We start from the raw sequence: 25,436 nt of genomic DNA, 5'->3' as shown, positions 1-25,436 counted from the left end.
GAGGTAGGGGGAGCCGGTACGCGCGTGAAGGCGCGCGGCCTGTCCCCGACGCGTTCGAGGCAGGTGGGCGGTCTCAAACAGACTGAACGCCGTCAACTCGCGGGACAGAAGAACGACGGGCGGACGGAGACGCCCTCCCGGACCGCCCCGATGGACCTCGGCCCAGCGCCCGTCGGCGAACACCCGCTCAACGCGGGGCGTAAGGAAGTCGAACTGCATCAGACAAATCAGCCGCGGCCCGCCCCGGAGCCTCTTTCAATTCAGTCTGGTCGATCCAGACGGGGCGCTCAACCCCGAAAGGCGTCAAACTGAGTCTGGCGCTGTAGACCCATGCCGATCGGCTGTCTGCGACGGTCAATAGAATTCGGCCCGACGGAAAGGTGTAGAAGCTGTCTCCGCTCGTGTTCGGCAGACCCGTAGCGGCGGCGAACTCCGCAAAAGACAAAAAGGGCCTTTGCTCGCGCGCCCGCATCGCCGTTTCGACCTGGGCGGGGGTGGCTCCGTAGAGAAGCGTCATGGCCTCGCCGGGCGCCGTATTGACGTTCTCGTTCGTCGAGGTCGGATCCATGGCCAGAAACGGACGAATCCTGCGCCAGGCTGCGGCCTTCACTGCCCTGCGGACTCCGAGCATCGACAACCATTCGTCAGGGCTGCGCATGACCCGGTTGGCGGGGCCTTGGCCGCCATAGTCGCGGCGTTCGGCCCCATTCGGCTGCTCAAGGTCGTCTCGATCGACATAGTCGCCATAGAGAGGGGCTAGGCGACGCGCCAGACTCGGCGACAATCCCAGTGTTTCGCCAAGCCGGAGGTAGGCAGCGTCTGGAAGATAGGCCAGATTCACCAGCCCCGCCTGATCCTGCGGCGTGATCAGCAGTGCTCCGTCAAGATCGATCTGGTAGCGTCGCCCGTCCAGCCGCACCAGTTCGCCTTTCACGCCGACCGGATCAGAGCCGCCGTCGTCATAGACACGAGGAGCGCCCACGTTCAGACCAGTCGGCGCCATAGGTTCCGTGGCGGCCATGTAGGTCATCATCGCTTCGGCCGTCAGGGCGCGAGCGATGAAACGGACGCGGGCGCGGGCCGAGGCCGCCTCCGCCGTCAAGCTGGCCAAGGCGGTCATCGCCACCAGGAAAATCAACGTCACCACCCCGGTCACCGCCAGCACGGCGGGCAGGGCGAAGCCGGAGCGCCTACGCCTAGAGTGGATCATCGAACCGTATCCAACTTTCAGGCCGGCCCGAGTGCGCGGCCTCCAGCACATCGACAGCACCGCCTTGGAACCGAACGAATAGACGGATCGAACGTATCGGCCCGCCGGTGGGGGCTTCCGCCTGCCCGCCGTGTTCAAAGTCTGACGACCAGGTCACGCCGTCCGTCGAGTAGGAGAGACGAGCCTTTGGGTCGCTCGTGGAGATCAGGGTGACAGGCTCGCCCCCCGCCTGGCAGGTCAGCACGCCCTGTCCGCGTTCCGTTCGAACCGCAAGCACCATCCGACCCGCCCACCCCTGGGGGGCGCATTGCGTCGCCCTTTCCGTCACCACATCAGCTTGAAGCCGGTCCGGCGCCCCGACGACGGGCCGATCGATCTGGGCGTCGAACGTCTCGGAGGGACGCAATGCGATGCTTCGGATCATGACGCGGACGTCACCGACAGAAACATCCAGATCAGCGGCGCTCATGGCGCGCCGTCCGAGACTGAAGCCTGCGTCTCCCGCCTTGGTCCCGATCGAGAAAATGATGGCAAGGGCCATGCCGCCGATCGCAAGGACCACAAGCGCCTCAATCAGTGAAAAGCCTGGTCTTTGCGCTCGGCTATGCATCACGCCCCTGATAGCGGGTCCGACCGCAATCGCCAATGCAAGCGTCCCAAGCCACGCTTGGCTCATATCGTCCTATGCGATAACAACGGCTCGACACTCGGGGATCGGGATGAAACCGCTGACTTCGGTCATAGTTGCAAGCGGATTGACGCTGGCCCTTTGGGGCGGGATCAGCGGCCGTGCGCTCCTGGCTCAGGCGGAAGCCGGACCCACAGTCGCCTCCCCGCCCCCGCCGCCGAGCCCCGCCGCCGTCAAGACCGATCAGTCTCGACGCGCGGAACTCAACATGCGGCTTCGTGGAATGATTGCGGAGGGGCGGGGCGGCAGGTTGACCGATGCACCTCGAGCGGCGCCCATGGCGCAGCCCTCTCGCCGCCAAGCGCCGGTCAGCGCTGGAGAACCGGCTCCGGCTGTCCCATCCCGTTCCGAACCTCGCGCGACCATAATGCCGCCGCCTTATGACGCGGCCAAGGCCCGGCCGGCGTCGGCGAGGCGCGGCTATACGGCGCCGCGTCTGGACCTGACCACCCCGCCGACCATTCCCCAGGATCCGTTGGCCTGTCTGACCCAAGCCATCTACTACGAAGCCCGAAACGAGAGCGAAGAGGGTCAGGCCGCCGTTGCAGAAGTCATCCTGAATCGCGCCGCCAGCGGTCGCTACCCCCGTGACATCTGCCAAGTGGTCTACCAACGTAACTCGCGCACCTGCCAATTTACCTTTACCTGCGACGGCTCGATCGGGCGATCACCGGTGAACATGAACGCCTGGGCCAGGGCGGAGCGGATCGCGCGCGGCGTCTATGCCGGAGAGACCAAGGCTCTGCTGCCGCGGGCCTCGGTCAACTACCACGCCAACTACGTTCGCCCGACCTGGGCCAGCAGAATGGAGCGAGTTCGCCGCATCGGCGCACACATCTTTTATGGCGCGCCGCTGAACGGAGCGCCGACGCCCGGCGCCGAGACCCCGCCGCACCAGGGCCTGCTGTTCGTCAAGAATGACGCCATTGAAAGAGCTTACGCCGTATTGACGGGGCGAAGCGAAACTTCAGGATCTCATTGATCCACACGCGAAACTGTCGCGCCCAGCCAGCTGAGCCGCCCATGAAACGCGCCTTCCACCAGCATCAAGCGAATCTCGCTGGCGGCATGAGTTTTCCATTCGCGCTCCAGCGTGATCTCAAAGACGCCGCTTTGGCCGGGGGTGAAGTCGTGAAACACATAGTCTAGACTGTCTCCCCACTGAATCTGGTAAGGTCTGGCCCCGGCATCCACGTCGAATCCCATGCGCGCCGTAATGCGCCACACGCCCCTTGGCAAAAACATGTAGGGGCCGAAGACGAGAAAGCGTGGACGGCCCGTTATGTCCAAAACCCCAGGCTGTTCCGCACCTTCAGGTCCTGGAGTGTACTGAAATATCTCGGGCGCCCAACGGGCGGCCCCTTGTCCGACGAACGCCAAAGCTTCTTGGAAGCGCTCTTCGACAGCCGTTGCCGGACGAAGGTCGCCGACCACGCCGGTCATCTGCGAAAACGGATACGGAAGCGTCTCAGCGGGTGATGTTAGACTGCCTTCAAAGTTCCGAGCAGCGACGATCTTTCGACTCAAATCCAGAACCCGTAAAGGGCGGTCCGAGTCAGAACAGCTGGCCAGATCCATAAAGGCCGGCAAGTCTAATACCGTCGTGTTCTCAGCATTCGCCCCCATCGGGCGTATCCGATCCAAGTCGGATGACAGCACGATCTCCGACCCGACCTCCTCTTCTCCCGTGACCACTTCAACGACGGATAAACCCTGATCTTCTGCGTGCCGGCGCATCGCTAAACGCCAGGCATCCTGGTCTCGAGACGGCGGCAGCACGAACCAGTGCGCTTCGACAGGACTCATGCCGCCCTCAGCCAAGTGTAGACATCAACCGCCTCATTGACGTCCGAGAACATCTTGGCTCGGCCGCTTTCGATGACCAAGGCCGTGTCACAATAGCTGGCGACAAGATGAACGTCGTGAGACGCCATTAAAAACGCCCGATTGGCCCGGTGCTCAAAGAGCTCTTCCTGACATTTGCGTTGGAAGCGGGCATCACCCACGGCGACGAGTTCGTCGATCAGATAGCAGTCGAATTCGATGGCAAGAGACAGTCCGAAGGCGAGGCGCGCGCGCATCCCTGAAGAATAATGTTTTACGGGTCGTAGCAGAGCAGACCCTAGTTCTGCAAAGTCATCCACTCTTTCGCGCATCTCATGGTAATCACGCTCATAGAGACGTGATAGGAAACGGATGTTGTCCAGACCCGACAGGCTACCCTGAAAACCGCCGTTGAAGCCGATAGGCCATGACGGCGACATCTTCCAATCGATGCGGCCTACGGACGGCCGATCCACACCGCCGAGCATGCGGATCAAGGACGACTTGCCCTGGCCATTTCGCCCTAACACGGCCAGGCGACCGTCTCGGTTCAGGGAGAAGGACAGGTTGGAGAATAACGGCTTAGAGGCGCCGAGAAAGGTTCGACTTAGATTGTTGACACTTAGCCCCGGGCAGGCGTCAGGCATAGTCATCAGTCCTGCCGATGCTCTCGCACGCCGGCCCACACCAGCCAGCCGACCCCATAAATCAGCAACGAAGTGGCGAATACGATAAGGATGGAAATGAGGCGCCGAGGTTGGCTCGGACGATCGGGAAGATTGGGATTCACGATCCGCTCCAGGTACAGCTTCTGGCGCCGCGCCTCCTGCTCGGCGGCGACGAGGGCGGTCGTCGACTGGGTCAGTTCGCGATCCGCCAGTTCGCGCTGAAGCATGAGATCCTCATAGGCCCCCAACTTTCCAGCCAGGGAGTTGGACGATCCCGCGATCTTGGCCCGCTCCATCTCAATTTGGCGCTCGTAGGCGGCGATTCGATTGTCCAACGCAGGGATCTGCGGACTATCAGGGGCGCCGGCGGCGACCTGCGCTCGCTCCGCCCGCAGGGCGGCGACAGTCGCCAGAAGGTTGCCGATCAACTGCCCCCCTTCCGTTGCGGTGCGGGCGGGGTCGATGAACTGTTCCTGGTTTCGGAAGGCGGTCAACTGCGCCTGGGCGTCGGCAAGGCGCAACCGGGCCTCATCACGCGCAGCGCGGGCGTCGCGCACGGCGTCGGCGGAGGCTCGGTCATTCAGCCGGTTCACCAGCCGCTCGCCCCCCCGCAGCATGGCTTCGGCGAGCGCATGAGAGTCCCGCGCCGCAAAACCCTGAACCCGCAATGTGCTGATGCCTGTCGCCGAGTCGTATCCGATGGTGACAAAGCGTTCGAGCGCGGCTTCCAGGGAGCGATCTGAACGATCCTCCCCCAACCTAGGCCACCCGGAAAAAACGTCCGCGCCGCGAGGCTTCAACATCGCGTCCAGATCAAACTGCTTCTTGAGATCCTGAATTCCGTCCTGAGAGAGGGCGTATTCATGAACGGCGAAAGCGTCCGTCGAAGTCGTCGAAAGTCCAACCCCCTGAAGCGCCACACCTAATGAACTAGGCTGCGGCTGATTGGCCGCCCGCACGATAAAGCGCGCCTCTGATACGTAGCGCGGCGACGCGATGAGCAGAAAGTAGACCGCGGCGACGACGGTCGGGGCCACCACGACCAAGATCAGCGCCAACGGAACAGCGCGCCACCAAGGCTTCGGCACCGCCGGCCCTGCGAGCAGATCAGGCAAGGGCCCCACATAGTTCAACTTGGGATCATTCATTATTTCAACACCGATCTTACGTCGCGATCATTCAGATTCGAGATGATCACGCGATGTAGCGATCAATAACAAACCGATAACATTGAGCAATATCGCCCACAACAATGGATATCTCAAAGAATAATAGGTCGTCACAAATTCCCCAAATATAGCTTCTCGCGTCATCTCAATGCAATGAACGAATGGTATCATCAGATAGTACTTTTGCACTGACGCGGGAAACCAAGCCACCATCGCGAACGCGCCAGAAAGCGGAATCATTAGATAACCAATTAGTCCCGTGAGACGCTCTACAAACTCGTAACGGATGGAAAGGCCCGTCAATATCATTGCAAAGCCGGCCGACAAGAACCCTAACAAACACCACCCGTAATAAAGAAGCAGGTAATTGTAAGGAAGGCTAACCTGACCAATCACAAAAAGTACAATATAAACAATCATGTAAGCTGTGGTCGCGCCCGCAAACTCCATCATAATACGAGATGATATTATGTGAAGAGGCGCAACTTGGCGATGATAAAGAAGCCCAATGTTCGATTGGAGCGCCACTGTCAGATAGCTAATAAAGTGACGGATAAGAATTATAGCAAGATAACCCGTCATTACAAAGGGCGCCAGCCGAATGCCGTGCTCGTAACTTGGCTTGGTTATGCTCCAAAGCGTCATCACGCCGAACGTAAAGATCAGCGGCTCTCCAATCAGCCATGCGAAACCCAGGCCTTCTCGTCCAAAACGGGTGATGACTTCACGCATCATCAAGGCCGTAACGATGCGCACGTTCCTGCGAACCCAAGCCCAGAGCGGGATGAGCGGCGACCGACTGGCCCGTTGAAGGCGAAAAGTTGGATGACTCATGGGCACGGCGCTGTGAGCGAGAAGTTAGACATACGACGCCTAGGCCGCGACGCCAACGGCGGAGTAAGCCTGGAGAAGTCTTGCTTGATAAGACGCCGGACTGAATTTGGCGGCTTGGACAGGCCCCCTTCTCTCCAACTCTGATCGAAGGTCTTCATCCACGTCCAATGCACTAATCCCCATTTTTATGGCTTGGACGTCATGAGGGTCGACCAGCAGAGCCGCATCGCCGGCCACCTCTGGCAGCGCTCCGCCCGTTGACGTCAACACGGCGGTGGACAATGCCATGGCCTCCAGAACCGGCAGACCAAACCCTTCATACAGGGAAGGAAACAAGACGGCCCGCGCGCCGCGGATGAGGCTCACAAGCGTCGAGAACGACAGGTAGTCGTACTGGCGAATACGATCTGCATTCGCTCCGCCGTCACGCTTGATCTGGTTCAGAAGCGCGACCTCGCCTTCATCAAGCCAAGAGCGACCGCCAATCAGAATCAGCGGACGTTGCACGCCCGATGCGAGATAAGCTTCAACAATGCGGCCAAGGTTCTTTTTCGGCTCAACCGCGCCGAAGTGAAGGAAATAGTCTTTCCACCCTAGCTGGAAGACACCCTCCAACTCCAGAGCGACGTCCTCCCGCCCCCGGCGTGTCAACGGCTCTGGAATATGAACCGCTTGATAGGTGTTTGTGACCCGCCGTTCATCAACGCCAAGCAGCCGAATGACGTCCTGTCGCGTCGCCTCGGATACGACCACAATATGATCGGCCCGCGCGGCGACTTTGAGCCCCAGATCCAGAAAGCGAGCCTTGTCCCCCCCTACCGTATAGGGCAGGCGAAGCGGGATCAAATCGTGGAAGGTATAGATGTTCGGCGTTCGCGCCGAATAAAGGGGCAGCGGGGCAGTCCAATGCATAAGGCCGGGCGTCTCATCCCCCTCCGCCCTGAAGTTCGTAGGCGTTAGCCTTCCATAACGATGGAAGCTCCGGGCCGCCCTGACAAACAGGTCCTGCGCCGTCCAGTAGGTCTGCGCGAGAGGCGGATCGCCAGACGGCCATATCACTTCGCCCGAAGGTCGAACAGGGTACGCCGAACGCCCGAATTGAGACAGAAGGGTGTCCCGAAAACGTTTCACCCGACGTCGGCGATTATCCTGAGGGACAGAGAGCGCTCCCTCGACAAGAAGCGCTTCGTTCAAGGCGTTGTTGGTCTTCGGCGCGGCCGGGGGGCCGTAGAGGATCTGAGTTCCAAACCCTAGAGCATGGGCCGCGTCGAGCAGGTTTCTCCCATAGGTCGCAATTCCTGAGCCTTTCGGAATGGCGAGGTTGAAGCCGTCGATACAGATTGATGTCATTGGCGTCCTTGGGCGGCAGCCGCCCAAGGACGCCAGCCGACTCCTTGCGTCAACCCCAGCGCTACAAATTCAATAGCGCCGGATCGCCCCCCTGCGCCGCGATGTTCACGCTGATCGCCTTTTCCGCTGCATAGCGGATCAGGCTGTTCGGCCCTCCGGCCTTGGGGCCGGTGCCCGACAGGCCTTCGCCGCCGAAGGGCTGGACGCCGACGACGGCGCCGGTGATGGAACGGTTGACGTAGACGTTGCCGGCGGGGACCAGGGCCGTCACCTCGGCGGCGAAGGCTTCGATACGGCTGTGGACGCCCAGGGTCAGGCCATAGCCGCGCGCGGCCAGGCGCGAGGCGACCGATTGCAGCTCGGACGGCTCGTAGCGGTAGATGTGCAGGATCGGGCCGAACACCTCGCGCTCCAGGAAGTCAGGCGTGGGGATCTCGGCGATGGTGGGGGCGAACAGATCGCCCTTTTCCGAACCCAGCGGCAGGGCGGCGCGGGCGATCACCTTGGCTTCGCGGGCCAGACGTTCGACGTGGGCCTCCAGTGCACGGCGCGATTCGGAGTCGATGACGGGGCCGATGTCGGTCTTGGGATCGGCGGGGTCGCCGACGGTCTGGACCGCCAAGGCGCCCTTCAGCCCCTCGATCAGGGCGTCGGCCGACTCCTTGGGCGCATAGAGGATGCGCAGGGCCGAGCAACGCTGGCCGGCCGAGCCGAAGGCGGACTGGATCACGTCGTCGATCACCTGCTCCTTTAGGGCCGTGGTGTCGATGAACATGCCGTTCAGTCCGCCGGTCTCGGCGATGAAGGGAATGATGGCGCCGGGGCGGGCGGCGATCGACCGGTTGATGGCGCCGGCCGTGTCGGTGCCGCCGGTGAAGGCGACGCCGTCGACGCCCGGATGGGCGACCAGGGCCGCGCCGACCGTCTCGCCGCGTCCGGGAACCAGGGCCAGAAGATCGGGGTTCAGGCCGGCCTTGTGATACAGGCGCACCGCCTCCGCCGCGATCAGGGGCGTCTGTTCGGCCGGCTTGGCTAGGACGGCGTTGCCGGCGGCCAGGGCGGCGGCGATCTGGCCGGTGAAGATGGCCAGGGGGAAGTTCCACGGGCTGATACAGGCGAAGACGCCGCGCCCGTGCAGGATCAGCTGGTTGGTCTCGCCGGTCGGTCCCTTCAGGGTCTGGGGCGCGGCGAAGTCGCGCTCGGCCAGCAGGGCGTAGTATCGGCAGAAGTCGGCGGCCTCACGCACCTCGGCGACGCCGTCGTTCAGGGTCTTGCCGGCTTCGCGGCTGAGCAGGGCGACCAATCGGTCCAGATCGGCCTCCAAGGCGTCGGCCATGGCGCGCAGCGTCAAGGCACGCTGGGCTCCGCCCTGGCGGTCCCAAGCGATCTGTGCGCGGGCGGCCGCCTCGACTGCGGCGTCGATGTCGGCGGCCGTCGCTTCAGAAACATGACCCAGAACCTGCGACCGGTCGAACGGATTGGTCACGGCCTGGGCGTCGATCCCGGCCCGCAGCTTGCCGCCGATGATGGGGCCTGAGGTCAGCTTCTCGCGATCGACCGTCTCCAACGCCTTGGCATGGGCTTCGCGGTCTGCGGCCTGGGAAAAGTCGCGGCCGAGGGAGTTCTGACGATCGCCGTACATGTCTTTGGGAACCGGAATCTTGGGGTGGCGGTCGGGCGCCTGCTCAACCAGGGAGATGGGATCGGCCGCGACGGCCGAGGCGGGCACCCGCTCGTCGAGCAGGGCGTGGACGAAGGAGGAGTTGGCGCCGTTTTCCAGCAGGCGCCGCACCAGATAGGGTAGAAGCTCCTCATGTCCGCCGACCGGAGCATAGGCGCGAACGATGACGGTCTCGTCCTTCCACGCCTCCTGCGCCGCGTCGTAAAGAGCCTCGCCCATGCCGTGCAGCCGTTGATGCTCGACGGCGACGCCGCGATCGCGCGCCATGCGGCGGACGGCGGCCAGGGTATGGGCGTTGTGGCTGGCGAACTGGGAATAGATCGCCGGGGAGGCCTCGATCATGGCCCGGGCGCAGACCAGATAGTTCAGATCGGTCGCCGCCTTGGTGGTGAAGACCGGGTAGTCGGTGCGGCCGAAGACCTGGGCGCGCTTGATCTCCGTGTCCCAATAGGCGCCCTTGACGAGGCGCACCATCAGCCGGCGACCCGAGCGGCGGGCCAGGTCGGCGACCCGCTCAATCGTCTCCAGCCCGCGCTTCTGATAGGCCTGAACCGCCAGCCCCAGCCCCGTCCAGCCGCCGAGCGACGGCTCGTGCGCCAGCCGGTCGAGCAGTTTCAGCGACAGGGCCAGACGGTCCGCCTCCTCGGCGTCCATGGTGAAGTTGATGTCGTACTTCGCCGCGATCTGGGCCAGGTGGAGAATGCGGGGGTAGAGGCTCGTCCAGACCTCGTCCTCATGGGTGGCCTCATAGCGGGGCGAGAGGGCCGACAATTTGACCGACACGCCATGGCCGTGCTCCGGCCCCTGGCCCTTGGCCGTCCTGCCCACCGCCTCGATGGCGTCGGCGTAGATGCGTTCATAGCGGTCGGCGTCGGCCAGGGTCCGGGCGCCTTCGCCCAGCATGTCGAAGCTGCACAGCCAGCCTTCCCTGTTCGAGCGTTTCAGCGCGCTCTGGATCGTGCGGCCGACGACGAACTGCTCGCCCATGATCTTGACGGCGGTGGCCACCGCCTGACGGATCACCGGCTCGCCCAGACGACCGGCGATCCGCTTCAGAAAGCCCGGCAGGTCGCTGCGCGCCTGGTCGTCCACATCCACCAGCTTGCCGGTCAGCATCAGGCCCCAGGTGGAGGCGTTGACGAAGAGACTGTCGGACTGACCCAGGTGCGCGGCCCAGTCGGCCGAACCGATCTTTTCGGCGATCAGCCGATCGCGCGTCTCCTCGTCCGGCACGCGCAGCAGGGCCTCGGCCAGGCACATCAGGGCCAGGCCTTCGCGGGTGCCCAGGCTGAATTGCTGCAGGAAGCTTTCGACCACCCCCTGCTTCTTCTGGCTGCGGCGGGCCTGTTCGACCAAGGCCACGGCTTCGGCGACGACCGCGGCGCGTTCGGCGGCGTCCAGCGGAACGCGGGCCAGATTGTCGGCGACCACGGCCTTTTCATCGCGGAACTTGTGATGGTCCAGCTCGTCCCAGAGGGCCAGGGACGAGGGTGAGAAGGCGGGCGGGGTCATCGGCGACAAATCCTGTGGATTTTAGCCGTATATGCCGGAGTTCGTTGAAGGTGCTTCGTATGATATACGCCAAAGCCGAAGATCGTTCGTGAAAGGGCGTGATTTCCGATGACGGATTTGGATCCGGTAGACCGACGCATCCTGCGCGTGCTGCAGGCCGACGGTCGCATCTCCAACGCCGAACTGGCGCGCCGATGCCACCTCTCGCCCGCCGCCTGTTTCGAGCGGGTCAAGCGGTTGCGCGACCGGCAGGTCATCACCGGCTACGCCGCCATGGTCGATCCCGCCCAGGTCGGCCGCGACCTCTTGATCTTCGTCGAGGTCCTGTTGGACCGCACCACCGGCGACGTCTTCGAAGCCTTCGCCGCTGCGGTGCGCACACAGCCCGAGGTGCTGGAATGCCATATGGTCGCCGGCGGCTTCGACTATCTGATCAAGGCCCGCGTCGGCGACATGGACGCCTATCGCGCCTTTCTAGGAGACGTGCTGGTGCGCATGCCGGGGGTCCGCGAAACCCGGACCTATGCGGTGCTGGAAGAGGTGAAGTCGACAACCGTACTGCCGATTTGATCTCTCGTGCGTTCAGACCTCGTTCCAGCCGCAGTGAGCCTTGGCGCTCAACCTTGGTGACGGAACGTAGTGACTGACCTAAGAACAAATCACCTGACAGATCGCAGTGTTGAAAATGACCACCATCTATCCCGTCATCATGTGCGGGGGCGCTGGCACACGCCTTTGGCCGGCGTCCAGACCCTCTCTGCCCAAACAGTTCATTCCCTTGGCGGGCAATCGGTCGCTGTTTCAGGAAACGGTAGCCAGAGTTGCGGAGCTTGTCGGAGATGATGGCGAGCTGGTCGTGGTGGGTGGCGCTGTTCATAGACAGGCTATTCTGGACCAGCTTGAAGCCGTCGGTGTCAGCGCCGTCATTCTTCTGGAACCCGAAGGCCGTGATTCGTCGGCCGCCATGGCCGCAGCCGCCTTGTGGACTTGTCGCCGCGCGCCGACCGCCGTTAACCTCTTCGTCGCCTCTGATCATCACATCCCCGCCCCGGAAGCCTTTCGGCTGTCGGTCAGACAAGCCGCTTCCGCAGCGGCTGAGGGGCGGATCGTCACCTTGGGTGTGGTCCCAACCGAACCGTCTTCGGCCTATGGCTACATAGCCCCGACCGGCCCCGGACTGTCAGACGTCGCAGCCTTCGTCGAGAAGCCGGATCGCGCCACGGCGCAACGATATATTTCCGAGGGCTACCTGTGGAACAGCGGGAACTTCATCGTTCGAGCCGATGTACTGAGCCAGGAAATCGGCGAGCGTGCGCCTGCTGTCGACGCAGCCGTCCGCGTCGCCTTGGACCAATCTGAGACGGACGGCCCCTGCATGACCTTGGGCTCGGGGTTCAAGGCCGCGCCGAAGATTTCAATCGACTACGCCGTCATGGAAAAGACGAGCCGAGCCTCAGTCCTGCCTGTGCGCTTCGAATGGTCGGACCTTGGGGCGTGGGACGCCGTCCACGCCTCGGGCGAGGGCGACGTGGGCTTGCATATATTGGAAGATTCCGAAGGCTGTCTGGTTCGAGCTTGCGACGGCGTCATGGTGGCCGCCATCGGGCTTCGCGACATCGGAGTCATCGTCGAGCGCGACGCCGTGCTCGTTACCGACCTGAGGCGCAGTCAAGACGTCAAGAAGGTGGTGGAACGGCTCAAGGTGCTTTCGCCCCAGCATCTCGATTTTCCCGCCGCCCCTCCTCCGGAACCGCTGGAGGCCGGCGCGGCCCGCTTCGCGACCTGGATGAGGCAGGCGGCCCTGCCGGTCTGGTCCAGTCTGGGACAAGACGCGAAGGGCGGATTTGAAGAGGTCCTGGCGCTGGACGGCCGCCAGATCGCGACGTCGCGACGCGCGAGAGTCCAGGCGCGCCAACTGCAGGTGTATGCTGAAGCCGGTCGGCAGGGCTGGCGCGGGCCTTGGAAAGCCGTCGTCGCCAGCGGATTTGATCGTCTTCAAACCGCCTATCTGCGACCGGACGGGCGGATGCGCGCACTGCTGTCGATCGACGGATCGCCCCTGGACGAGACCCCTGCGGTTTACGATCAGGCCTTCCTGATTTTCGCCCTTGCGGGCGTCTTCGCCGCGACGGGCGAGCCGGGATTAGAAGGCAAGGCCGCCGCGGTGCGCGATCTGTTGGCGCAGGACGTCGATGCAATCGGCGGACTCAAGGAGGCGGGAGCCCACCCCTATCAGTCGAACGCCCATATGCACCTCCTCGAAGCGGCCCTGGCCTGGGAGCAGAGTGGTGGAGACGCCTCCTGGTCCGCCCTGGCGGACCAGCTTGTCCTACTGGCTCGCACCCGATTCATCGACCCTGAGACCGGCAGCCTGCGCGAGTTCTTCGATTCAAACTGGGCGCCGGCGCCAGGCGAGGACGGCCGGCTGATCGAACCCGGCCATCAGTTTGAATGGGCCTGGTTGATGGCGCGCTACGGCCGCCGACGCAACGCCGCCGAGGCGGTCGCGGACGCCTGGCGACTTTATGGATCCGGTTTGAGAGGCGTCCATCGCAGGCGTGGCGTCGCAGTTGACGCCATGGACATCGACGGGGGCGTTCGCAGCGCACGTTCACGCCTGTGGCCACAAACCGAATGGTTGAAGGCGTCCCTGATCTTGGCCGAGCTGAGTGAAGACGGACGACGCGACGCCTGCCTCGATCAGGCCGCCCGCGCCCTGCGCGCGCTCTGGCGCTATCTGACGCCCCAGGGCCTCTGGCATGACAAGATGCTGGAAGACGGCAGCTTTATCGATGAACCCGCGCCGGCGAGTTCCTTCTACCATATCATGGCCGCCTATGGTCAGTTGAGGGAAACCATCGACGCCCTGTTCCCTGAGAAGGCGCCACCTTTGGGCCTTTCCTGACGATTTGTTAGGAGCGGAAGACGGCTCCGTCACGTCAGACGTCAGACCGTCTCGCCATCGTCATTCGAAGCGTCTAGAAGTTCCGCTCTTACTCAACGGCTCAGGGTCCGCCCGCCTCCATGCGCATCGTTCTGGCCACTGACGCCTGGGAACCTCAGGTCAATGGCGTCGTCCGCACCCTGACCCGCACGGTCGCGGAATGCCGCGACATGGGCCATGAGGTGGAGGTCATCGAGCCCAGCCTGTTCAAGACCATCCCCTGCCCCACCTATCCGGAGATTCGGCTGGCGCTGGGGGCCGAGGAAGAGATTCGCGAAATGCTGCGGGCCTTCGAGCCGGAGGCCGTCCACATCGCCACCGAGGGGCCGATCGGCATCGCCACGCGGCGCATCTGCGTGGAATGGAAACTGCCCTTCACCACCAGCTATCACACCAAATTCCCGGAATATGTCTCGGCGCGTTTCCCGATCCCGGTCCAGGTCGGCTACGCCTATATGAAGTGGTTCCACAAGCCGTCCGGCCGGCTGATGGTGGCGACCCCGACCCTGCGGGACGAACTGGTCGAACACGGCTTCAAGAACGTCTCGCCCTGGTCGCGCGGCGTGGACACCGAGGTGTTCCGGCCCGATCTCGAGCCCATCTATGACGAGATGGGCGCCAAGGACTGGCCCCGGCCCTTCTTCCTGAACGTCGGCCGGGTGGCGGTTGAGAAGAATATCGAGGCCTTCCTGGAGCTGGATCTGCCCGGCACCAAGATCATCGTCGGCGACGGCCCCGCGCGCGCGGAACTTCAGGAAAAATACCCCGAGGCCAAATTCCTGGGCGCGCGCTTCGGCGGCGAACTGGCTCGGTGCTTCCGGGACGCCGACGTCTTCGTCTTCCCCAGCTGGACCGACACCTTCGGCCTGGTGATCCTGGAGGCCATGGCGGCGGGCACCCCGGTGGCCGCCTATCCCGCCCACGGGCCGATCGACATCATTCCCGGGTCGAACGCCGGGGTGATCGACGACGATCTGAAGACCGCCTGCCTGAAATGCCTTGATCTGGATCGGGGGACGGTCCGGGCCTATGCGGAGAAGTTCAGCTGGCGGGCGTCGGCCGAGCAGTTCGTGGAGAATCTGCAGCCCTATCCCGAGCCTGAACGGGGCCGCTTCTGGCGACGCCTGCGTCGCATCGCCCGCATCCGCAAACGCGCGGCCGCCTAGCGCTGTCGCCGCTACCGGTTCCTCTCCCCCCGATCGCCGACCGCCTCACGCCCTCAAAGGACCCACCATGCTCAAGCCCCGCCAGGACCTGAAGCCGAACACGGCCGCCTATGAGACGGAGCCCCTGGTCAAGCCGACGGGGTTTCGCGAATATGACGCGCGCTGGATCCTGGAAAAAGAAATCAACCTCCTGGGCGTCCAGGCCCTGGGGCTGGGGCTGGCGACCTATGTCCATGAGATCGGCGTGGCGCCGAAGATCGTCGTCGGCCACGACTTTCGCGGCTACAGCCTCAGCGTCAAACAGGCTCTGATCCTGGGCCTTCTGGAAGGCGGGATGGAGGTGCTAGACGTCGGCCTGGCCCTGTCGCCCATGGCCTATTTCGGTCAGTTCGAACTGGACGCGCCCTGCGTGGCCATGGTCACCGCCAGCCACAACGAGAACGGCTGGACCGGGGTGAAGATGGGCGCGAACAAGCCCCTGACCTTCGGCCCCGACGAGATGGGGCGGCTGAAACAGATCGTGCTGAACGGCGAGGGCGTGGCGCGACCGAACGGCAAACTCGTCCGGGTCGAGGACTTCCGGGAGACCTATGTCGCCGACGTCGCTTCCAAGGTGCAGATCAAACGCCCGCTGAAGGTGGTCTGCGCCTGCGGCAACGGCACGGCCGGCGCCTTCGCGCCCGACGCCCTGCGCCGGATGGGCGTCGAGGTGATCGAGATGGACACCGACCTCGACTACACCTTCCCCAAGTACAATCCGAACCCGGAAGATCACGCCATGCTGGTGCAGATGGCTGAGCGGGTGAAGGAGACCGGCGCCGACCTGGCCCTGGGCTTCGACGGCGACGGGGATCGCTGCGGCGTGGTCGATGACACGGGCGAGGAGATCTTCGCCGACAAGATCGGCCTGATGCTGGCGCGCGACCTGTCCAAGGTCCACCCGAACAGCACCTTCGTCGTCGATGTGAAGTCGACCGGCCTCTACAAGACCGACGAGATCCTCAAGGCCAACCGCGCCGAGGTGGTCTATTGGAAGACCGGCCATTCCTACATCAAGCGCAAGACGGCCGAACTGGGCGCCCTGGCCGGTTTCGAAAAGTCGGGCCACTTCTTCATGGCCGGCGACCTGGGCTACGGCTATGACGACGGCCTGGCGGCGGCAGGCGCAGTCCTGGCCATGCTGGACCGCAATCCCGGCAAGAAGCTCAGCGAGCTGAAGGCCGCCCTGCCCGACGCCTGGACCAGCCTGACCATGTCGCCCCATTGCGACGACGAGCTGAAGTACGGGGTGCTGGAGCGGATCGTGAAGGAATACGCCGATCTGGCCGCAGCGGGCGGCGAGATCCTGGGGCGCAAGATCGTCGAGGCCATCACCGTCAACGGGGTGCGGGTGCACCTGGAGGACGGCTCCTGGGTCCTGGTCCGCGCCTCGTCCAACAAGCCGGAGCTGGTCGTGGTGGTCGAGAGCATGCGCTCAGAAGACGACATGCGCGACCTGTTCCGCAAGGAGATCAAGCCGCGCCTGGCCGCCTATTCCGAGATCGGCGCCTTTAATCAGGAAATCTAAAAAGGCTGAACCAATCCGGCCGATCGTCGCTTCTTGCAGGTCTGCTGCTGGAGGTGGGGTTGCCGCGCTATTTCTTTCATACCCAGAACGGGGACCGCATTCGCGACGACCAGGGCGAGGACCTGCCGAACGTCGACGCCGCACGAGAGGAGGCGGTCACGATCCTGGGGGAAATTCTGCGCTATCGCAGCGCCGGATTTTGGGACACGGGCGTCTTCAGCGTCATCGTCACCGATGCAGAGGGCGTGACGGTGGTCAGCGTTACGGCCAAGGCGTCCCAAGAGGCCCCCCAGGGTTGGGCCTTGGCGGACGCCGACGAATGAACGCCGTCCCAACCGATCCGACCATAAGAACCCTGGTCGATAAGCTGGCGCTTCGCGACCGGCTGTCGCCCGAGGAGATCGCCGCCCTGGACAAGGTGCTCGGTCCGCCGAGGGAGGTCCGCAGCGGGGCGGACTTCGTCCAGCGCCACGGCCATCCGACCCACAGCACCCTTCTGATTAGCGGCTTCGCAGCGCGCCATGTGTCCCTCGCCGACGGCGGCCGGCAGATCACCGAGATCAATGTCGATGGCGACTTCGTCGATCTGCACAGCCTGCTGATGAAGCAGATGGATCACGGCGTGCAGGCCCTGACGGACTGCGTCATTGCCCAGGCGCCGCACGCGGAACTTATCGCCCTTACGGAAAATCACCCGCATCTGGCCCGACTGCTGTGGCTGGACACCTTGATCGACGCGGCGATCCACCGGCAGTGGCTGGCCGTCATCGGCCGCCGCAGCGGCCTCGGCGGCCTGGCCCATCTGTTGTGCGAACTCTATTTGCGCCTTGAGGTCGTGGGACAGGCGGAAGACCGAAGCTTCAGGCTTCCACTGACGCAATCCGTACTAGGCGATATGCTGGGCCTGTCGACGGTCCATATCAATCGTCTGGTCGCCGAGTTGCGCGCCCAGGGCCTGGTCAACTGGACCGGCGGCCAAGTCGAAATCCTGGATTGGCCGCGGCTGGCCGCGATCGCGGAATTCGATCCCGCCTATCTGCGTCTGCAGCGAGAACCGGTGTGACCCGCGCCCCGCGCGTCACTCCACCGTGACGGACTTGGCCAGATTGCGGGGCTGATCGACGTCCGTGCCTTTCTGAACGGCCGTGTAGTAGGCCAGAAGCTGCATCGGCACGGCGTAAACCAAGGGCGCGATCAGGGGGTGGCAGTCCGGGGCGTGGATACGGCGAATGCCGGCGCCGTGCGGGTCGGGGGCGTTTTCCGGGGCGATCATGATTACGGGGCCGCCGCGCGCGGCGACTTCCTGCAGGTTTGAGGCGGTCTTTTCGAACACATCGTCCAGGGGGGCCAGGGCGATGGTCGGGGTTTCCTCGTCGATCAGGGCGATCGGGCCGTGCTTCAGCTCGCCGGCGGCGTAACCCTCAGCGTGGATATAGCTGATCTCCTTCAGCTTCAGAGCGCCCTCCATGGCCAGGGGGAACATGGCGCCCCGGCCCAGGAACAGGATGTCGTCGGCCTTCGCCAGATCCTGGACCACGGCGCGGATGCTGGCGTCCATACGCAGGGCTTCGGCGATCAGGCGAGGGCTTTCGAACAGGGCCTTGACCAGTTCCGCCTCCTGGGCCGCGTCGATCCGACCACGCGCCACGCCCGCCGCGACGGCCAGGGCCAGCAGGGCCGCGACCTGGGCGGTGAAGGCCTTGGTCGAGGCGACGCCGATCTCCGGCCCGGCATGGGTGGGCCACAGCACCTCGGCCTCACGCGCCATGGAGGAGGAGTGGACGTTGACCACCGCGGCCGTCTTCAGCCCCTGGGCCTTGCACCAGGTCAGGCTGGCCAGGGTGTCGGCGGTCTCCCCCGACTGGCTGACGGCGACGGCCAAGGTCTTGGGCGACACTGCCGGCGAGCGGTAGCGGAACTCGGAGGCGATCTCGACGTCGCAGGGCAGGCCCGCCAGCCTTTCAAAGGCATAGCGACCGATCTGGCCGGCGTAGAAGGCGGTGCCGCAGGCCACGATCTGAATCCGCTCGACGGCGGCGAAGTCGATGGCGTTCGTCTTGGCCTTTCCGGTCACCAGATCGAGGTATTCCGACAGGGTGTGCTGGACGCTGTCGGGCTGTTCATGGATCTCCTTCTCCATGAAGTGGCGGTATTCGCCCTTCTCGACCATGGCCGAGGAGGCCGAGACCTGGACGACGGCGCGTTCGACCGGCTTGCCGGCGACGTCGAACATCTGGGCGCCGGTTCGGGTGACGGCGACATAGTCGCCCTCTTCCAGGTAGGAGATCTTCTGGGTGAAGGGCCCCACGGCCAGGGCGTCAGAGCCCAGATACATTTCATCCTCGCCCCAGCCGACGACCAGGGGGCTGCCGCGGCGGGCGCCCAGGATCAGATCGTCCTCGCCGTCGATCAGCACCGCGAGGGCGTAGGCGCCGGTCAGACGGTCCAGAGTGATCTTGAAAGCCTCCAGGGGGCTACGACCAGTGTTGAGCTCGGCGTCCAGCAGGTGGGCGATGACCTCGGTGTCGGTCTGGCTTTCGAAGACATGGCCCTCTGCGGCCAGTTCCGCCTTCAGCTCGGCGAAGTTCTCGATGATGCCGTTGTGGACCAGGGTGACGCGGCCGGCCTTGTGCGGGTGGGCGTTGGCGGTGGTGGGCGCGCCGTGGGTGGCCCAGCGGGTGTGGCCGATGCCGACCGTGGCCTTCAGCGGCGCTTCGGCCAGGACGGCTTCCAGATTGCGGATCTTGCCCTGGGCGCGCCGGCGCTCGACCGCGCCGTCCACAACGGCGGCGACTCCGGCGGAGTCATAGCCTCGGTATTCCAGCCGTTTCAGGCTGTCGATCAGCCGGGGAACGACGGGTCCATTGCCGGTGACGCCGATGATGCCGCACATGCGCTGGGAACTCCGAAGAGGAAGGAAACAGAAGGGCGCCGCTTTGCACTGGCGGCGATCCGGGGCTAAGCCACGCATCAGACCCCACCCGCCGTCTAGGCAATCTTAAGGCGGACTGCATCAAAAATGGGGTTTCGGAACGTTACCCGAAACGAAGGACGACGCCTTGGGCGACAGGAAATATTTCGGCACCGACGGCATTCGCGGGCGCGCCAACACCTATCCGATGACGGCCGAGGTCGCGCTGCGCGTGGGTCTGGCCGCAGGGAAACTGTTCCGCACCGGCGACGACCGCCGCCATCTGGTGGTGATCGGCAAGGACACGCGCCTGTCGGGCTATACGATCGAGCCGGCCCTGGTCGCCGGTTTCGCCTCAGTGGGCATGGACGTGCGCACCTTCGGCCCGGTGCCGACGCCGGGGGTGGCCATGCTGACCCGGTCGATGCGCGCGGACCTGGGGGTGATGATCTCGGCCTCGCACAACGACTATGCCGACAACGGGATCAAGCTGTTCGGCCCGGACGGCTACAAGCTGTCGGACGAGATCGAGCTGAAGATCGAGGCCCTGATGGACGACGGCCTGGACCAGGGGCTGGCGCCGTCGAACAAGCTGGGTCGGGTCAAGCGGATCGACGACGCCCAGGCCCGCTATATCGAGATCGCCAAACAGGCCTTCCCCAAGCGGCTGAGCCTGCAAGGCCTGAGGATCGCCGTCGATTGCGCCAACGGCGCCGGCTACAAGGTCGCGCCCACCACCCTGTTCGAACTGGGGGCCGAGGTCTTCCCCGTGGGGGTGGCCCCGAACGGGACCAATATCAACGCCGAATGCGGCTCCACCCACCCGCAAACCCTGGTCGAGGCGGTCAAACGCTACCGGGCTGACATCGGCATCGCCCTGGACGGGGACGCCGACCGGGTCATCATCTGCGACGAGAAGGGCCAGGTGGTGGACGGCGACCAGATCATGGCCCTGGTCGGCCTGGACTGGGCCCGGCGCGGCCGGCTGGCGGGCGGCGGGGTGGTGGCCACCGTCATGTCCAACCTGGGACTGGAGCGGCGGCTGAAGGCCGAGGGCCTGACGCTGGAGCGGACCAAGGTCGGCGACCGCTATGTGATGGAGCGGATGCGCGAGGGCGGCTTCAACATCGGCGGCGAACAGTCGGGCCACATCATCCTGCACGACCACGCCACTACCGGCGACGGCCTGATGGCGGCGCTGCAGGTGCTGGCGGTTCTGGTCGAGTCCGGCAAGCCGATGAGCGAACTGGCCCGCCAGTTCGACCCGGTGCCGCAGAAGCTGGAGAATGTGCGCTTCACCGCCGCAAAGCCGCTGGAGAACGAGAAGGTCAAGGCGGCGATCGCTGAGGCCGAGGCGGCGCTGAACGGCTCGGGGCGGCTGCTGGTGCGGCCCTCGGGCACGGAGAAGCTGATCCGGGTCATGGCGGAAGGCGACGACGCGGCCCTGGTGAAGCGGGTGGTGTCGGAGGTTTCGGCGGCGGTGAAGGCGGCGGGGTGACTTTCAAGACCCTCTCCCGCTTGCGGGGGAGGTGGCCCGGCGTTCGCGAAGCGAACCAGGGTCGGAGGGGGAAGTCTTCTTTCTTGCAGAAGCGGAACTTCCCCCATCGTCAGCCGTCTCGCTGCGCTCGACGAGCTGACACTTCCCCCGCAAGCGGGGGAAGGTGGTCTGCGCCTTTCCGTGATTTCACTTGCGGGTCACGGCGACCGGCGCTCCATTGGCGCGCAGACATATTCGCTGGGGCCTTCCATGATCGACCGTCGCCGCCTTCTTCTGTCCGCCGCCGCGGGCGCGGGTCTCGCCGCCGCCCACGGGCAGGCGTTTGCGCTGAACGCCCCGGCCGGCGACGCCGCCCAGTCCAAGGCCGCCCTGGCCGCCTTCATGGACCAGGCCTTCGAACAGACCCTGGACCTCAGTCCCGAAACCGTGACCGCCTTCGGCCTGGACACCGGCGCGCGCGCCGCCGCCAAGTCGCAGTTGACCGTTCCGACTCCGGAGAACGAGGAGAAGTTCCGCGCCTTCACCAGAGCCCAGCGGGCCGCACTCGGCGCTCTGGATCGGTCGTCCATGGACGCCCAGGACGGCATCTACTACGACACAATCGCCGATAATCTGGACGGGGTGATCGCCACCTTCGCCATCCCCTACGGCCAGGGCGGCTGGCCCAATCCCTACCGCGTCAGCCAGCAGGGCGGGGCCTATCAGTCGACGCCGGACTTCCTGGCCAACCAGCATACGATCCAGACGGCCGAGGACGCCGACGCCTATGTGGCCCGCATCTCCGCCTTCGCCGACGTCCTGACCGCCGAGACCGAACGTCTGCGCGAGGACTACGCCCTGGGGGTGATCCCGCCGGACTTCATCCTGGCCAAGGCCATCGGCCAGCAGGACGGGATTCTGGCCACCGCCGCCGCCGCCTCGCCCATGGTCGCCTCGGTCGTGGACCGCACGCAGGCCAAGGGCCTGTCGGGCGACTGGGGCGCCCAGGTCGAGGCCCTGCTGACCCAGAAGGTCTATCCCGCCCTGTCGGCCCAGAACGCCCTGCTGAAGGCCGCCCTGCCGCGCGCCGGACACGAGGCCTCGGTCCGACGCCTGCCGCAGGGCCAGCAGTATTACGCCAACAGCCTGCGCTACATCACCACCACCCGGCTGACGGCCGACGAGATCCACCGCGCGGGCCGCGCCCAGATGGCCGAGCTGACCGCCCGCGCCGACGCCCTGCTGAAGGCCCAGGGCCTGACCCAAGGCGCCGTGGCGGAACGGATTCGTGCGCTCGGTCAGGACCCGAAATACGTCTATCCCAACACCGACGCGGGCAAGGCCGAGCTGATCGAAAAGCTGAACCAGCAGATGGCCGACATGCAGGCGCGTCTGCCCGTCGCCTTCGGCCGCCTGCCCAAGGCCTCGGTCCAGATCAAGCGCGTGCCGCCCGAGATCGAGGCCGGCGCCTCCATGGGCTATTACAACGCGCCCAGCCTGGATGGATCGCGGCCCGGCATCTACTGGATCAATCTGAAGGACACGGCGGAATGGCCGTCCTGGACCCTGCCGACCCTTACCTATCACGAGGCCGCGCCGGGCCACCATCTGCAGATCAGTCTGCAGCAGGAAAGCGCGACGGCGCCCAAATATATGAACCTGCTGGGCTTCTCCAGCTATGTGGAAGGCTGGGGTCTGTACGCCGAACAGCTGGCCGACGAACTGGGCGCCTATGAAAACGATCCGATCGGCCAGATCGGCTATGTCCAGTCCCTGATGTTCCGCGCGGCGCGCCTGGTGGTGGACACCGGCATCCACTCGAAGGGCTGGAGCCGCGAACAGGGCATCCAGTACATGATGGAGGCCTATGGCGATCAGGAAGGGGCCGCTGTGTCCGAGGTCGAACGTTACTGCGGCTGGCCCGGCCAAGCCTGCGCCTACAAGGTCGGCCACAATGAATGGGTCCGCCTGCGCGAGAAGGCCAAGACCAGCCTGGGGGCCAGGTTCGACTTGAAGGGTTTCCACGACACGGCCCTGGCCGCCGGGGGCGTGCCCCTGTCGGTGCTGGAGCGGATCGTGGACGGCTGGATCGCGACCCAGGCTTAAGTAAGGGGCCCTAGTCGGCGACCGTCAGCCCGTCGATCCAGCGCAGGCGATTGTGGATGTCGGTGGCGGCCACGGCCGCCTCGGCGGTGGCGACGGCGATCTGGTTGAGGCCGCGCACCACGTCGCCGGCGGCGTAGAGGCCGGACACGCTGGTGGCCTGATGCAGATCGACTTCCAGCCGGCCGTCGGCGGCCAGCCGGGCGCCGAGCCCCCTCGCCAGATCGGCGTTGGGCGACGCGCCCAAGGCGGAGTAGACGAGGTCGAAGGCGCGGCTCTGACCGCCATAGCTCAGGGCCGTCACCCGGTCGTTTTCGATGTCGATCGAGTCCAACGGCGCCAGGATCAGTTCGACGCCGAGCCGTTCCAGCTCGTCAGGACGGCTGAGCGCGTCAGGCGGCCCGATGTGGATCAGTGTCACCCGATCGGAATAGGTGCGCATGAAGGCGGCTTCACGGGCGCCCTTGTCGCTTTGGCCGATGATCGCGACGGCCTTGCCGACGGCCTCATAGCCGTCGCAGATCGGACAGATGCGGACCAGCGCCCTGCGCACCGCCGCTTCGACGCCCGGCAAGTCAGGATGATGATCGACGACTCCCGTCGCCAGAAGAACGGCGCGGGCGCGAACAGATCGGCCAGCCCTCTCTGCGATGAAACGCTCGCCGTCGTGGGTCAGGCGATCGATAAGACCCGGCGTGATGACGGCGCCGTATTCTTCAGCCTGTTCGCGCATCCGCTTCAGAATACCCGCGCCAGTGACGCCCGCCGGAAAGCCCGGCATATTGTGGCTGAGCGGAATCCAGCTGGCGCGAGGCGCGCCGCCGTCCGCCACCAGGGTGCGCCGACGAAACCGGCCCAGATAGGTCGCCGCCGTCAGGCCGGCCGGACCGGCGCCGATGATCAGAACCTCCGGGTCGTTCACCGCGTGCGCCAGGCGACGGGCCACAGATCGGACGGCACGCCGGCGCATTCGCCCATGACGCTTTCCTGCGTCAGGGTGAAGCCCTGCCCGGTCCAGGCCCAGGTCTGGGCCGCGCCGCAGTCGCCGATGCCGCGCCCCTTGGCGAAGGCCGACAGGGTGCGGGTCTTGGGATCATAGGCGCCGTTGACGGTCGCATTGTCGGGCATGACCGGATCGGAGCCTGGGCCTTCCGTTCCGGCGAGGATCGCAGGACGAGGATCGCGGCCGCTCGGCCCCGTCAGATACCAGTTGTGAGTGACGTTATAGGTGCCTGCGCCGCAGGGCACGCCCCACAGCTCGGTCCGCGCGTCAAGTCGGGCGGACATGACCATGTCGCTGACGGCGGGCATGGCGGACTCTTTCAGGCAGTTTCCGACCTCGGTGCGGGCGCGCAGCGCGGCGGGCACGCGCTGGTTCTGATCACCGAACCCCGACTGGTCCACGGCCGGAGCGGGGGTGACGGTCGGCAGCGGCGGCGCGACCGGGACGAGGGCGGCCGGACGGGAGCCGCGTCGGATCAGGGCGGTGGGCGTGTCCAGACGGCCCTGTTTCTCGTCGATCCACAACAGGGCGGCGGCGGCGCCGTGCAGCGAGACTTCCTGGGTGGAAGCCCCGCGAATGGTCATGACCTTTCCCTGGGCAAGGGCGTCAAGGGCGCCGCGGACCCCAGTGCGGATTTCGCCGATGGGCGCGTCGGCGTTGCTCGCCTCGCTGAGCGCGGCCGGATAAGCGCGGCCGTCGATGGTCAAGCCGAGGGGGTTGGCGCCCTTGGCGTCGCCGTCGGGCCAGTAGCCAAACAGGATTTGCGGCTGGGCGTCCGGTCCGGGCGCCAGGGCGATACGGACCCAGCCGGCGGCGAAGTCGGGCGCGAAGCCGAAGGCCCAGCAGGTCCCGTCATTGCCGCAGGTGGCGCGCCAGTCGCGGAAGGTCTTGGTCTCGGGGCGAATTTGCAGCACCGGCGCGGCGACGGCGGGCGCCGCCGTACTGGCGGCCTTAGGCGCAGCAGGGGTCTCGGCCGCATCCTTATCGCCGCATCCGGCGACAGCGAACGCAGCCAGAACAAGAGAGGACAGGGGGACGCCGCGCGACAGTGCGTTCAGCTTCATGCCTTCTTCAACTCCGACGGCCTGTGCGCCGCGCGTGCGCCGGTCTTGGCGCTTTCGACGATATACTCCGGATTGTCCTCGGAGGCCGCAACCTTGTGGCCCTTGACCCTTGTTTCGGAGGTCACCTTCTTGACCACCTTGCCGGTCGTCACGCCCTGGCTGTGGTCCCATTTCACCTTGTCGCCGGCCTTGAATGTCTTGTCCGACATGGTTTCGCTTCCTGCTGCGTCGTTTCCTGCTCAGCGATCAGCCTGCGCATCAGTTC

General features: G+C 65.1%; 21 protein-coding genes and 1 pseudogene. 9 read left to right on the top strand and 13 right to left on the bottom strand.

Features of this window, described 5'->3' with window-relative positions:
- Window positions 1-187: 187 nt before the first annotated feature.
- The 3 genes and pseudogenes from ACW178_RS03790 to ACW178_RS03780 all read right to left on the bottom strand — a co-directional run.
- Window positions 188-1,165: a type II secretion system minor pseudopilin gene (locus ACW178_RS03790; protein WP_492024873.1), complete on the bottom strand. Its 978-nt coding sequence runs from the start codon at window positions 1,163-1,165 to the stop codon at window positions 188-190.
- Window positions 1,166-1,196: 31 nt separating this feature from the next.
- Window positions 1,197-1,751, bottom strand: a complete 555-nt coding sequence (locus ACW178_RS03785; protein ID WP_492025064.1) for a hypothetical protein — start codon at window positions 1,749-1,751, stop codon at window positions 1,197-1,199.
- A 9-nt stretch (window positions 1,752-1,760) separates the two neighbouring features.
- Window positions 1,761-1,820: pseudogene (locus tag ACW178_RS03780) on the bottom strand (prepilin-type N-terminal cleavage/methylation domain-containing protein); the annotation flags it as partial.
- A gap of 445 nt (window positions 1,821-2,265) precedes the next feature.
- Here ACW178_RS03780 and ACW178_RS03775 point away from each other — a divergent pair.
- On the top strand, window positions 2,266-2,880 hold the full coding sequence (locus ACW178_RS03775) for a cell wall hydrolase (RefSeq protein ID WP_287105449.1): 615 nt from the start codon (window positions 2,266-2,268) through the stop codon (window positions 2,878-2,880).
- Here ACW178_RS03775 and ACW178_RS03770 read toward each other — a convergent pair.
- From ACW178_RS03770 to putA, 6 genes are all read right to left on the bottom strand, one after another.
- On the bottom strand, window positions 2,874-3,704 hold the full coding sequence (locus tag ACW178_RS03770; protein ID WP_287105450.1) for a hypothetical protein: 831 nt from the start codon (window positions 3,702-3,704) through the stop codon (window positions 2,874-2,876). The two genes, ACW178_RS03775 and ACW178_RS03770, sit on opposite strands and share 7 nt — an antisense overlap.
- A complete protein-coding gene (locus tag ACW178_RS03765; protein WP_287105452.1) occupies window positions 3,701-4,375 on the bottom strand; it encodes an ABC transporter ATP-binding protein in 675 nt (224 codons plus the stop codon). Before ACW178_RS03765 ends, ACW178_RS03770 begins: the two co-directional genes overlap by 4 nt.
- Window positions 4,375-5,538 carry a KpsE/RkpR family capsule polysaccharide export protein gene (locus tag ACW178_RS03760; protein WP_492024872.1) on the bottom strand — a complete coding sequence of 388 codons (1,164 nt, stop codon included), beginning with the start codon at window positions 5,536-5,538 and terminating at the stop codon, window positions 4,375-4,377. Before ACW178_RS03760 ends, ACW178_RS03765 begins: the two co-directional genes overlap by 1 nt.
- Before the next feature lie 27 nt (window positions 5,539-5,565).
- Window positions 5,566-6,393: an ABC transporter permease gene (locus ACW178_RS03755; RefSeq protein ID WP_492024871.1), complete on the bottom strand. Its 828-nt coding sequence runs from the start codon at window positions 6,391-6,393 to the stop codon at window positions 5,566-5,568.
- Between the two features lie 39 nt (window positions 6,394-6,432).
- The gene (locus ACW178_RS03750; RefSeq protein ID WP_492024870.1) at window positions 6,433-7,743 is read right to left on the bottom strand and encodes a glycosyltransferase family 4 protein; all 1,311 of its coding nucleotides are present in this window, start codon (window positions 7,741-7,743) and stop codon (window positions 6,433-6,435) included.
- Window positions 7,744-7,804: 61 nt separating this feature from the next.
- Complete coding sequence (putA, locus tag ACW178_RS03745) at window positions 7,805-10,936, bottom strand: bifunctional proline dehydrogenase/L-glutamate gamma-semialdehyde dehydrogenase PutA (RefSeq protein ID WP_287104751.1); 3,132 nt, start codon at window positions 10,934-10,936, stop codon at window positions 7,805-7,807.
- Between the two features lie 108 nt (window positions 10,937-11,044).
- Between putA and ACW178_RS03740 the strand changes: the two genes are divergently transcribed.
- The 6 genes from ACW178_RS03740 to ACW178_RS03715 all read left to right on the top strand — a co-directional run bounded on the left by ACW178_RS03740 (window position 11,045) and on the right by ACW178_RS03715 (window position 17,676).
- On the top strand, window positions 11,045-11,506 hold the full coding sequence (locus ACW178_RS03740; protein WP_182713356.1) for an Lrp/AsnC ligand binding domain-containing protein: 462 nt from the start codon (window positions 11,045-11,047) through the stop codon (window positions 11,504-11,506).
- Window positions 11,507-11,621: 115 nt separating this feature from the next.
- On the top strand, window positions 11,622-13,841 hold the full coding sequence (locus tag ACW178_RS03735) for an AGE family epimerase/isomerase (RefSeq protein ID WP_492024869.1): 2,220 nt from the start codon (window positions 11,622-11,624) through the stop codon (window positions 13,839-13,841).
- Between the two features lie 119 nt (window positions 13,842-13,960).
- A complete protein-coding gene (locus ACW178_RS03730) occupies window positions 13,961-15,046 on the top strand; it encodes a glycosyltransferase family 4 protein (RefSeq protein WP_492024868.1) in 1,086 nt (361 codons plus the stop codon).
- Between the two features lie 67 nt (window positions 15,047-15,113).
- A complete protein-coding gene (locus tag ACW178_RS03725) occupies window positions 15,114-16,613 on the top strand; it encodes a phosphomannomutase/phosphoglucomutase (protein WP_287105659.1) in 1,500 nt (499 codons plus the stop codon).
- Window positions 16,614-16,672: 59 nt separating this feature from the next.
- Window positions 16,673-16,936, top strand: coding sequence for a DUF6894 family protein (locus ACW178_RS03720; protein WP_054764577.1), 264 nt, complete (start codon window positions 16,673-16,675; stop codon window positions 16,934-16,936).
- Window positions 16,933-17,676: a Crp/Fnr family transcriptional regulator gene (locus ACW178_RS03715; RefSeq protein ID WP_182713353.1), complete on the top strand. Its 744-nt coding sequence runs from the start codon at window positions 16,933-16,935 to the stop codon at window positions 17,674-17,676. The genes ACW178_RS03720 and ACW178_RS03715 overlap by 4 nt, the downstream gene beginning before the upstream one ends.
- A 15-nt stretch (window positions 17,677-17,691) precedes the next feature.
- Here the strand turns inward: ACW178_RS03715 and glmS are convergent, their stop codons facing one another.
- A complete protein-coding gene (gene glmS / locus ACW178_RS03710) occupies window positions 17,692-19,506 on the bottom strand; it encodes a glutamine--fructose-6-phosphate transaminase (isomerizing) (protein WP_152949383.1) in 1,815 nt (604 codons plus the stop codon).
- Between the two features lie 166 nt (window positions 19,507-19,672).
- Between glmS and glmM the strand changes: the two genes are divergently transcribed.
- Together glmM and ACW178_RS03700 are read left to right on the top strand one after the other, a co-directional pair.
- Window positions 19,673-21,022 (top strand): phosphoglucosamine mutase, encoded by a 1,350-nt coding sequence (gene glmM, locus ACW178_RS03705; RefSeq protein WP_082382587.1) that lies wholly within the window; start codon window positions 19,673-19,675, stop codon window positions 21,020-21,022.
- 249 nt (window positions 21,023-21,271) lie between these two features.
- Window positions 21,272-23,107 carry a DUF885 domain-containing protein gene (locus tag ACW178_RS03700; protein WP_191557866.1) on the top strand — a complete coding sequence of 612 codons (1,836 nt, stop codon included), beginning with the start codon at window positions 21,272-21,274 and terminating at the stop codon, window positions 23,105-23,107.
- A gap of 10 nt (window positions 23,108-23,117) precedes the next feature.
- Here the strand turns inward: ACW178_RS03700 and ACW178_RS03695 are convergent, their stop codons facing one another.
- The 3 genes from ACW178_RS03695 to ACW178_RS03685 are packed head-to-tail and all read right to left on the bottom strand — an operon-like array spanning window position 23,118 to window position 25,380.
- Entirely contained in the window at window positions 23,118-24,026 is a 909-nt protein-coding gene (locus ACW178_RS03695; protein WP_263596056.1) for an NAD(P)/FAD-dependent oxidoreductase, read from the bottom strand.
- A complete protein-coding gene (locus ACW178_RS03690; RefSeq protein ID WP_492024867.1) occupies window positions 24,023-25,171 on the bottom strand; it encodes a DUF1176 domain-containing protein in 1,149 nt (382 codons plus the stop codon). Before ACW178_RS03690 ends, ACW178_RS03695 begins: the two co-directional genes overlap by 4 nt.
- A complete protein-coding gene (locus ACW178_RS03685; RefSeq protein WP_152949379.1) occupies window positions 25,168-25,380 on the bottom strand; it encodes a hypervirulence associated TUDOR domain-containing protein in 213 nt (70 codons plus the stop codon). The genes ACW178_RS03690 and ACW178_RS03685 overlap by 4 nt, the downstream gene beginning before the upstream one ends.
- Between the last annotated feature and the right edge of the window lie 56 nt (window positions 25,381-25,436).

This window comes from Brevundimonas sp. AVps4, from assembly GCF_058681525.1.
This window is presented reverse-complemented; position numbering and strand designations above follow the sequence as displayed.